At 59.6% G+C, this 9,916-nt stretch carries 9 protein-coding genes; 6 read left to right on the forward strand and 3 right to left on the reverse strand.

The window, feature by feature from the left end; all coding sequences use genetic code 11:
- Positions 1-264, forward strand: a 264-nt coding sequence (locus ACESMW_RS17440) for an HU family DNA-binding protein (RefSeq protein WP_372988257.1), incomplete at its 5' end; no start/stop codon positions are given.
- A gap of 126 nt (positions 265-390) precedes the next feature.
- Positions 391-2,244 (forward strand): SurA N-terminal domain-containing protein, encoded by a 1,854-nt coding sequence (locus ACESMW_RS17445; protein WP_372988258.1) that lies wholly within the window; start codon positions 391-393, stop codon positions 2,242-2,244.
- A 131-nt stretch (positions 2,245-2,375) separates the two neighbouring features.
- Here ACESMW_RS17445 and ACESMW_RS17450 read toward each other — a convergent pair whose 3' ends face one another.
- Positions 2,376-3,248 carry a MurR/RpiR family transcriptional regulator gene (locus ACESMW_RS17450; RefSeq protein ID WP_372988259.1) on the reverse strand — a complete coding sequence of 291 codons (873 nt, stop codon included), beginning with the start codon at positions 3,246-3,248 and terminating at the stop codon, positions 2,376-2,378.
- A gap of 216 nt (positions 3,249-3,464) precedes the next feature.
- On the opposite strand from ACESMW_RS17450, the gene zwf reads away from it, so the two are divergent.
- From zwf to ACESMW_RS17465, 3 genes are read left to right on the forward strand one after another with little or no spacing between them, the layout of a single operon-like run.
- Positions 3,465-4,940: a glucose-6-phosphate dehydrogenase gene (gene zwf / locus ACESMW_RS17455; protein WP_372988260.1), complete on the forward strand. Its 1,476-nt coding sequence runs from the start codon at positions 3,465-3,467 to the stop codon at positions 4,938-4,940.
- Positions 4,933-5,646 carry a 6-phosphogluconolactonase gene (gene pgl, locus ACESMW_RS17460; RefSeq protein ID WP_372988265.1) on the forward strand — a complete coding sequence of 238 codons (714 nt, stop codon included), beginning with the start codon at positions 4,933-4,935 and terminating at the stop codon, positions 5,644-5,646. The genes zwf and pgl overlap by 8 nt, the downstream gene beginning before the upstream one ends.
- A 42-nt stretch (positions 5,647-5,688) precedes the next feature.
- Positions 5,689-6,336 carry a bifunctional 4-hydroxy-2-oxoglutarate aldolase/2-dehydro-3-deoxy-phosphogluconate aldolase gene (locus tag ACESMW_RS17465; RefSeq protein WP_372988261.1) on the forward strand — a complete coding sequence of 216 codons (648 nt, stop codon included), beginning with the start codon at positions 5,689-5,691 and terminating at the stop codon, positions 6,334-6,336.
- A 64-nt stretch (positions 6,337-6,400) separates the two neighbouring features.
- Here the strand turns inward: ACESMW_RS17465 and pyk are convergent, their stop codons facing one another.
- Positions 6,401-7,849, reverse strand: a complete 1,449-nt coding sequence (pyk, locus tag ACESMW_RS17470) for a pyruvate kinase (protein WP_372988262.1) — start codon at positions 7,847-7,849, stop codon at positions 6,401-6,403.
- Positions 7,850-7,870: 21 nt separating this feature from the next.
- Complete coding sequence (gene gap / locus ACESMW_RS17475; RefSeq protein ID WP_372988263.1) at positions 7,871-8,875, reverse strand: type I glyceraldehyde-3-phosphate dehydrogenase; 1,005 nt, start codon at positions 8,873-8,875, stop codon at positions 7,871-7,873.
- Positions 8,876-9,042: 167 nt separating this feature from the next.
- Here gap and ACESMW_RS17480 point away from each other — a divergent pair.
- The coding region (locus ACESMW_RS17480) for a dihydroxy-acid dehydratase (protein WP_372988264.1) at positions 9,043-9,916 on the forward strand (874 nt) is incomplete at its 3' end.

The following is a 9,916-nucleotide window of genomic DNA, read 5'->3' on the forward strand; positions in this document are numbered from 1 at the left end:
TCCGAACTTATCGATGCAATTGCAGAGTCCGCAGATATCTCCAAAGCCGCCGCTGGCCGTGCTCTGGACGCAATGACCAACTCCATCACCGGTGCCCTCAAAAAAGGTGATCAGGTTACCCTGATCGGCTTTGGCACTTTCTCTGTCAAAGAGCGTGCTGCTCGTACCGGTCGTAACCCGCAGACTGGTGCCGAGATCAAGATTCCGGCCTCCAAAGTGCCTGGTTTCAAGGCAGGCAAGGCCCTGAAAGACGCCGTCAAGTAACGGTTCTTTCTCCGGCGGCCAGCCTCGTGCCAGCCGCCCAGAAGAATTGAAGGCGCATTCCGGACAGGGTGCGCCTTTTTACGTTGTAACAATACTGCACGACCTCGACGGGGATTCGGGAGTAACATGCTTCAAGATATTCGGGAAAATGCCCAGGGCACCATTGCCAAGATCATCATCGGGCTGCTGATTGTATCCCTCTCCATTTGGGGAATGGACGCCATCATTGGCGGTTTCTCCGGTGAGCCGGAGGTAGCGACGGTCAACGGCGAAGATATTACCGAGCGCGAGTTTCTACGCCTGGTGCAGCTTGAAAGCCAGCGTCGCCTGTCACAGATGGAAACTCCGGATCCGTCCCTGCTGAATGAGGATCAGATCCGCAAAGATGTCCTGGAATCCCTGATCCAGGAATCGGTTCTGACCCAAGATGCTGCCAACCAGGGCCTCGCGCTTTCTGACGCTGATATAGACGCCCTGATCACCCAGATGCCGCAGTTTCAGGTGGACGGCAAGTTCAACCGGGACCGGTTTGTGGCAACGGTGCGCAACATGGGCATGGGTGTGGGCGAATTCCGCGAAGCCATGCGCAAACAATATGTGGTTAACCAGATTCGTGCGGGTATCGTACAAAGTGGCATGTCCAGCCAGGAAAATGCTGCCCAGCTACTGCAGATCCAGAACCAGACCCGTGACTTCCGGGTGCTGACGATTCCTGCCAGCGACGTTGCTGACCAGGTAGAAATTACCGACGCGGAGATCGAGGCTTTCTACGAGGAGAATGCCGGCTCCTTCCAGCAGCCGGAACAGATTGATGCCGCCTACATTGCACTTTCTCTCGGATCCCTTGCTGACAGTATCGAAGTCACTGATGAGGAGCTTCAGGCCTATTACGAGGAGCGGGCCGGTGACCTGGCGCGAGAGGAGCGTCGTGCTTCCCATATCCTGATCGAGGATGGAGAGAATTCCGGCGAGACCATGGCCACCATTCAGGAGCGCCTGGCCGCGGGTGAGTCCTTCGCGACACTGGCCGAGGAATACTCCATTGATACCGTCTCCGCACAGGAAGGTGGTGATCTCGGCTATGCTGGTCGTGGAGTCTATGACGAGGCCTTCGAAGAGGCCCTGTTCGCCCTTGAAGAGGGGGAGGTCTCCGGGCCGGTGGAAACCAGTTTTGGCGTTCACCTGATCAGGCTTGACGATGTTCGACGTTCCGAGGTACCGCCCCTGGCTGAACTGGAAGAACAGCTGCGCAGCGAGCTGGCCCGGAACAAGGCGGAAGAGCGGTTTGCCGAGGTGCGTTCGCAGCTGGCCGATTCTGCCTATGCGGCCGATGACCTCGCCGGTCCTGCCGAAGAACTGGGTCTGGAAGTTCGCGAGATCAGCGGTGTAACCCGCGATGGCGGGCAGGCACCGTTTGATCATGCCGGTCTGGTACGCCAGCTGTTCTCGGACGATGTCCTGAACGGCGGCTACAACACCGAGCTGATTGATGTCGGCGACAACCTGTCTGTGGTGGCCCGTGTTCGCGCGCACCGCGAGGCCCAGCAGCTGCCACTGGCCAAGGTTCGTGATCAGATCCGTGAACGCCTGGTGGCGCAGGAGACCCGTGAGGCGCTGACCGAGCGCGCCGATGCGATCATTGCCAGCCTCGAGCAAGGTGAGTCCATAGAAGGCACTGACGACGGCCAGTGGCAATCCTACGAGGCCCAGGGCCGCAATGCCGGGGGCATTGCGCCGGCGGTCATGCAGACAGCCTTCTCCCTGCCACGTCCGGGTGAAGGGGCTGCAAGCTATGGCAGTACCGTGAACGCCGAGCAGGCAGTTGTGGTGGCTCTGGAGGCGGTCAACGCTGGCGAGGCGGACCGTGACGGCCAGGAGTTCGAGCAGATCCGTCAGTTCCTGGCATCATTGGAAGGCCAGCGCGAGTACACTGCTTATCAGCAGTACCTGCGGGACCAGGCGGAAGTCGAGCGTCCGTAACAACGGTACCACTCTCGGGCACAAAAAAAGGGGAGCCGGTTGAGCTCCCCTTTTTTGTGCCCGGCGTTTGGAGTTCTTGGTCCTGTAGCGCCGGGAGGTGTCTGCTAACTTGAAAGAGGTGGGCTGGACCTTCAGTTCTGGGGGAAGCGGGTCGCCTTGAGGCTTTCCTTGATCTTCTTGAGATGGCCGAGGAAATCCGCGCCCCGTTTGAGTGTGACGCCGGTAGCCAGAATGTCGATCACCGTCAGGTGGATGATCCGCGACGACATGGGCATGTACACCTCGGTATCTTCCGGTGCGGTGACCCCCAGGACCACGGTGCAGCAGTCGGCGAGGGGAGATTCCGGGTTTGTGATGCCGATCACGGTGGCACCGTTCTCACGGGCGACTTTGGCGATCTCGACGGTCTCTTTGGTCCGGCCGGTGTAGGAGATCAGTACGATCACATCGCCCACCTGGGAGCCGGCGGCCACCATGCGTTGCATCAGGGCGTCGTCGTAGGACATGACGGGAATATTGAACCGGAAGAACTTGTGCTGGGCATCCAGGGCCACGGAGGCGGAGCCACCCATGCCGAAAAAGTTGATCTGTTTGGCCTGGATCAGGTAGTCGATGGCGGTCGCCAGGGCCTTGGGGTCCAGGGACTGGCGTGCCTTGTCCAGGCTGGCAATGGTGCTGAGCATGATCTTGTCGGCGAACTCGGCGACGGTGTCGTCCGGCTCCACGTTCTGGCCCACGTAGGGCGTACCGGTGGCAATGCTCTGGGCCAGGCGGATCTTGAAGTCCGGGAAGCCGGTGGCGGAGAAGCCGCGGCAGAAACGGTTCACCGTGGGCTCACTCACGTCTGCGGCGCGGGCCAGGGCCGCGATGCTGTAGCGGGTGGCAGCGCTGGGATCCCGGAGGATGGCCTCGGCCACCTTGCGCTCGGATTTATTCAGGCTGTCCAGCCGGGCCTGTATATCTTCAAGCAGATTGTCGTCACGGTGCGACTGGTTCGCGGCCATGGTGTGGATACTCCCTGCATCTGGTGCAATGGTTATAAGAAAATCGTGGTGATTATACCGCTTTTCGTCCGGGATTGGGGTAGTAAAAATATCATTTTAGCCAAATTTTCCTTGGAAAAACGATTTTCAGCTGTCATTATTTGTTTAAAATTACTACATCAGTGGTCTCGGTTGGTAAAGCTGTGACTGCTGTCCGATACCGGAGAGAAGGAACCAATGGTCAATAATATCAATACCCGTTGTGACCTTATGCTGTTCGGCGCCCTGGGGGATCTCGCCCAGCGGAAGCTGTTCCCGGCACTATATCAGCTCGAGCGGGCCGGATTGCTGGCGGAGGGAAGCCGGGTGCTGGCGATTGCCCGTACCGAGGCGGATACGCCATCCGTGCGCAAACAGCTGTGCGACAAGCTGAAGCACCATGTAAAGGAAGCGGAGTTCGATGCTGACATTGCCAACCGTTTCCTGGAGCGGGTGGATTACCAGCTGCTGGATTTCAATGATCCCGGCGGCTACGAAGCCCTGAAAGGCTGGCGGGATGCTCCGGCCAACGAACTTATTGTCTACATGGCGACGCCTCCCTCTATGTACGGGGTCATTGCCCGCAATCTGAAAGCGGCCAGCTGCTGCAACGAAAAAACCCGAGTGGTGGTCGAAAAGCCGATTGGGCATGATCTGGAGTCGTCGAAAGTCATCAACGACGAGCTCGGCGCGGTCTACAACGAGAACCAGCTGTTCCGGATTGACCATTACCTGGGCAAGGAAACAGTTCAGAACCTGATTGCCCTGCGTTTTGCCAACAACCTGTTTGCTTCCCAGTGGGACCAGAACCACATCTCCCACGTGGAAATCACCGTCGCCGAGAGTGTCGGTATCGAGGGGCGCTGGGGGTATTTCGACCAGGCCGGCCAGATCCGGGACATGGTCCAGAATCACCTGCTCCAGCTGTTGTGCCTGATTGCCATGGATCCTCCAGCGGACCTGTCTGCGGACAGCATCCGCGATGAAAAGGTCAAGGTACTCAAGGCACTCAAACAGATCACGCCGGATATCATGGACAGCTACGTGGTTCGCGGTCAGTACACCGCCGGCACCAGTGATGGCAGGCCGGTGCCGGGTTACCTGGAAGAAGAGGGGGCCAACAAGGGCAGTGACACCGAAACCTTTGTGGCGCTCAAGGCCGAGATCGAGAACTGGCGCTGGTCCGGGGTGCCTTTCTATATCCGCACGGGCAAACGGCTGCCGGAGAAGCTCTCCCAGATCATCATCCACTTCAAGCCGGCGCCGCACTACATTTTCGATCCGGATCAGAAGCACCTGGCCAACAACAAGCTCATCATCCGGCTGCAACCCGATGAGGGGATGTCCCTGAAGATTCTTACCAAGGACCAGGGCCTGGACAAAGGCATGCGCCTGCGCCAGGGCCCGCTGGAGCTGACATTCTCCGAAACCTTCGAAACCGACCGGATTCCCGATGCCTATGAGCGACTGCTCTGGGAGGTCATGAAGGGCAATCAGTACCTGTTTGTCCGTCGGGACGAAGTGGAGTATGCCTGGCGCTGGGTGGACCAGGTCATCCGTAACTGGAAAGACAGTGGCGAGCCGCCCAAGCGCTACGCCGCCGGTACCTGGGGGCCAGTCGCCTCCATTGCCATGATCACCAGGGACGGGAGGAGCTGGTATGAAGATGCCTGAGATCGAACTGCCAGAAGGCGTCCGGTCCTGCTTTGGTGAAACGCCGGAGGAAGTCGCCCTGGCGCTGGCGGACTCGGTGAGCCGGTTTCTGGAGCAGCGCCTGGCAGAGTCGTCGCGGGCGAGCCTGGTGGTGTCCGGCGGATCCACCCCCCTGCCTTTTTTTCGGTCCTTGTCGGAGAAGCCCCTGGGCTGGAGCCGGGTGGATGTTCTCCTGGCCGATGAGCGCTGGGTTCCGGAGGGGGATCCGGCGAGCAACACCACCCTGGTCAAGGAGCACCTGCTTCAGAATCATGCCGCCAGGGCTCGGTTTCTGTCCCTGAAACAGCCGGGGGAAACGCCCGAGGAGGGGCTTGAGGCGGTCAAGCGCGAGCTCAGGGATCTGGCCCTGCCGATTGACGTGTTGATCCTGGGAATGGGAAATGATGGCCATACTGCCTCCCTGTTTCCGGACGCGCCGGAACTACCGCGGGCCATGGACACTTCCAATCCCGAGATTGTGGCCGCCATGACGCCGCCCTCCCAGGTCCAGCGCCGGATCACGCTGACCTACCCGGTGCTGGCGGAGGCCCGGTTCACCGCCTTGCACCTCAAGGGTGCGGACAAGCTGGAGACGCTGGAAAAGGCAGTATCAAAGCCGGATGAGGTGATGAACATGCCGATTCGCGGCTTTCTGAAGCCCGGGCTGCAAATCTTCTGGAGCCCCTGACGGCTCTGACAACCCGTCTTGAAAGAATTCTGGAGATAACCGATGAATCAACTATCCGACTATCACCGGGACAGGGTTCAGGCCGTTCTCAATGCTTGCCCCCTGGTGCCTGTAATTGCCATCAAGGACCCTGATGACGCCGTTCCCCTGTGCCAGGCGCTGGTGGACGGCGGCATTCGCGTGCTGGAAATTACCCTGCGCACCGAACACGGGGTGCGCGCCATCGAGCAGGTGCGCAAGGCCATCCCGGATGCCTGGGTGGGGGCCGGCACGGTCACCAGCATTGCCCAGTACCGTCAGGTGGAATCGGCGGGCGCCCAGTTCGTGATCACGCCGGGTGTGACCGAAGCGATCCTCGAGTTCGGCGTCACCTCCGAGGCAGCACTTCTGCCAGGGATTGCGACTGTCTCCGAGCTGATGATGGGCTACGCGTTCGGCTACCGGGAATTCAAGTTTTTCCCGGCCGAGGTGGCCGGCGGCCGGCCGGCATTGAAGGCGTTCGCTGGCCCCTTCCCGGATGTGACTTTCTGCCCGACCGGTGGAATCAATCGCACCACGGCAAAAGATTATCTGGCCCTGGAAAATGTGAAGGCGGTTGGCGGCTCCTGGCTGACACCGGCTGATGCCATCGCTGAAAAGAACTGGAGTAAGGTGACCGACATTGCCAGGCAGAGCCTGGCCGGCCTCTGAGCCGGAACCCGTTCCACAAAAAAAGCCCACCGTGTCAGGTGGGCTTTTTCGTATTTGCCGGTGATCAGCGTATATCTGATCCGACCCGCACGATCTTCATGGTGTTGGTGCCACCCTGGGCATTGACATAATCACCCTTGGTAATCACCACCAGATCCCCGTCATTGACCACGCCGCGCTCGACCAGCTGGGCCACGGCCAGGGCGTTGGTCTGCTCGTTCGGAATCCTGGCGGAATCGAACGGCACGGTCTGGACGCCCCGGAACAGGACCACCCGGTGCTGTGTCGTGTGGTGGCGGGAGAAGGCAAAAATCGGCAGGCTCGACTTGATGCGGGACATCAGTCTCGGAGTGGCCCCGGTTTCGGTCATGCAGATGATTGCCGTCACGCCGTTCAGGTGGTTGGCGGCGTACATGGCGGACAGGGCGATCGCCTCGTCGACATGTTCCATGCTCTCGTGGATGCGGTGCATGGACTGGTGCATGGAGGGGTGTTTTTCGGCCCCCAGGCAGATTCGCACCATGGCCTCGACGGCCTCGGTCGGGTAGTCGCCCACCGCGGTTTCGGCGGAGAGCATGACCGCATCGGTGTAATCCATGACAGCGTTGGCCACGTCCGATACCTCGGCGCGGGTCGGCATTGGGCTGGTGATCATGGACTCCATCATCTGGGTAGCGGTAATGACCACCCGGTCCAGGGTCCGTGCCCGGTTGATGATGTGTTTCTGAACACCTACCAGTTCGGCATCGCCGATTTCCACCGCCAGATCGCCGCGGGCCACCATGACTGCATCGGAGGCCTCGATTACAGCATCCAGTGCCGCCTCGTCGTGGGCCAGTTCCGCACGCTCGATCTTGGCGACCAGGCCGGCATCGGATCCGGCCTCGCTCAGCAGCCTGCGGGCGGTGTGCATGTCTTCGGCGGTGCGCACGAAGGAAACGGCCACGTAATCCGCACCCAGTTTGGCGGCAGTCACGATGTCCTGCTTGTCCTTCTCGGTCAGGGCGTCGGCGGACAGGCCGCCACCACGCTTGTTCAGACCCTTGTTGTTAGACAGGGGGCCGCCGATCAGCACAGTTGAGGTAATGCTGTGGTCGCCCACCGACTCCACTTCCATTTCAATGCGGCCGTCGTCCAGCACCAGGATATCTCCCGGGGTGACGTCCGAGATCAGCTGCTCGTAATCAATGCCGACCCGCTCGGAGGTGCCAGCCTCCTTGTCCATGGCGGCATCGAGCACGAAGGTCTGGCCGGCTTCCAGGAACACCTTGTTTTCGGCAAAGCGGGCGATGCGCAGCTTTGGTCCCTGGAGGTCCGCCAGCAGGGCGACGAAGCGCCCCTGTGAGGCAGCGGCCTCGCGAACCTGGCGGGCTCGGGCGATATGCTCATCGGCGCTGCCATGGGAGAAATTGAGCCGGGTCACGTCAACGCCGGCCCTGATGATGGAGGCCAGGGCTTCCGGGGTGTCCGTGGCAGGGCCTAGGGTGGCGACAATCTTGGTACGCCTGAGCATGGTATCTGTCCTTTGGTTCGGTTACTGACTGGCTTTGATGAGTGCGATGGCGTTGTCGAGCATCCGGTTGGAGAAACCCCACTCATTGTCATACCAGGCCATGACTTTTACATGACGGCCAAGCACCCGGGTATGATTTGCGTCAAACACGCTCGACAGCGCGTTATGGTTGAAATCAATGCTGACCAGTTTTTCGGTATTGAAGCCCAGGATCGGGTTGCTTTCCGCTGCCAGGCGCACTGCTTCGTTGATCTCTTCAACCGACGTGTCCCGGCTGGCAATGAAGCCGAAATCCACCAGTGATACATTGATGGTGGGAACGCGGACCGCCAGTCCGTCCAGTTTACCATCGAGTTCCGGAATTACCTTGCCAATTGCTGCCGCGGCGCCGGTTTTGGTGGGGATCATGGACTGGGTGGCGGAACGGGCCCGGTACAGGTCGCTGTGGTAGACGTCGCTGAGTTTCTGGTCGTTGGTGTAGGAGTGGATTGTGGTCATCAGGCCGCTCTCGATACCGACGGCCTTGTGCAGGGCCTCTGCGACCGGTGCCAGGCAGTTGGTGGTGCAGGAGGCGTTGGAAATCACATCATGGCCTGCTTGCAGAGTGTTGTGGTTCACTCCATAAACCACCGTGGCATCGGCGTCAGGAGAGGGGGCGGAGATAATGACTTTGCGGGCGCCGGCGCTCAGGTGGGCGGCGGCCTTGTCCCGTTTGGTGAACAGACCGGTACATTCAAACACCACGTCCACATGGAAGTCTTTCCAGGGCAGTTCTTCCGGATTGCGGATAGCGGTTATGGCAATCCGGTCACCGTTTACGGTCAGGGATTCGGCATCGTGGCTGACGACGCCGTCAAAACGGCCGTGTACGCTGTCATATTTAAGGAGGTGGGCGTTGGTTTCCGCGTCGCCGAGGTCGTTGATGGCCACTACCTGAAGTTGATTCCGGTAGTTGTTTTCATAAAGTGCGCGGAGGACGTTGCGGCCAATGCGGCCGAAACCGTTGATTGCGATGCGGATAGTCATGTCGTGACTCCTTTGTTGTCTGATTTTTGTTCGGTTTCCCCTTGAGATGTAGTAAATATAACAACAAAAAAATAATAAATGAACGTTTGCGGGTGGAATGATCAAGCAAAGTAGGTAAAATTACATTCATTAATGACAGCTTTATAAGCGAAGCAATGGAGTTCGCCATGCATCCCACCATCGACAAGGTCACCCAGCGAATCATCGAGCGCAGCCGTGCCACGCGTCAGGACTACCTGGACCGGATGAATGCCCTGAAGGCACAGTCACCGCATCGAAGCTCCCTTTCCTGCGGTAACCTCGCCCACGGCTTCGCCGCCTGCAGCCAGGCCGACAAGGACACCCTCAAGTTCATGAACAAGGCCAATGTGGCCATGGTGTCTGCCTACAACGATATGCTTTCGGCCCACCAGCCCTATGAAAAGTTCCCGGATATCATTCGCGAGGCTGCCCACGGCATGGGGTCGGTGGCTCAGTTTGCCGGTGGTACACCGGCCATGTGCGATGGTGTGACCCAGGGGCAGCCCGGGATGGAGCTCAGTCTCTTTTCCCGGGATACCATTGCCATGAGCACCGCGGTGGCGCTCAGCCACAACATGTTCGATGCCACCTTGTTGCTGGGCATCTGTGACAAGATTGTCCCGGGTTTGCTGATCGGCTCCCTGAGTTTCGGATACCTGCCCACCATTCTGGTGCCGGCCGGACCCATGCCTTCGGGCCTGCCCAACAAGGAAAAGCAACGGATTCGTCAGTTGTACGCCGAAGGGAAGGTGGGCAAGGACGAACTTCTGGAAGCCGAGAGCAAGTCCTACCACAGCCCGGGCACCTGCACTTTCTATGGCACCGCTAACAGTAACCAGCTGTTGGTGGAAGTGATGGGCCTGCATCTGCCCGGAGCCGCGTTCGTCAATCCCGGTACACCCCTGCGGGATGCGCTCACCCGCGCGGCCACGGAGCAGGTAATCCGGCTTTCCAAACCCCATGGTGGCGAGCTGGGCCTGGGTGACATGGTGGATGAGAAATCCATCGTCAACGCCCTGG

It is taken from the genome of Marinobacter sp., from assembly GCF_041690455.1.
Classification (GTDB): Bacteria; Pseudomonadota; Gammaproteobacteria; order Pseudomonadales; family Oleiphilaceae; genus Marinobacter.